Genomic DNA, 282 nt, shown 5'->3' on the forward strand with positions numbered 1-282 from the left:
GAAGATAATGTTTGGAAAGGATGGTCGAAATGTTTGGACCACGCCCTTTTCCCCCTACCAATTCTACTCCACCATTTGGCGGAGGTCTTTTTTCGAGAAGCGCTGGTACTTCTTCTATTCCACAACAAGGAGTGCAACAAGGTACGCAAGCCTTTTCCAATGCACAAGGACCTATGCAGGGAGCACAAGGTGGAAGAAGTTTACTAGCTAGATTATTTGGGGGAGGTCGAAGAATGACCGGTGCTACCAATGCGGCGAATATGGCTGGTAGAGCTGCAAATA

The 282-nt window shown here is 47.5% G+C and carries 1 protein-coding gene; it reads left to right on the top strand.

Annotated features, from left to right (window positions below; genetic code table 11):
- Positions 1-29: 29 nt before the first annotated feature.
- A partial coding sequence (locus tag AOA60_RS33480; protein ID WP_218240815.1) for a hypothetical protein occupies positions 30-282 on the top strand: 253 nt, incomplete at its 3' end.

It is taken from the genome of Pseudomonas sp. 2822-17 (assembly GCF_002742485.1).
In the GTDB taxonomy this organism is placed as follows: Bacteria; Pseudomonadota; Gammaproteobacteria; order Pseudomonadales; family Pseudomonadaceae; genus Aquipseudomonas; species Aquipseudomonas cyclaminis.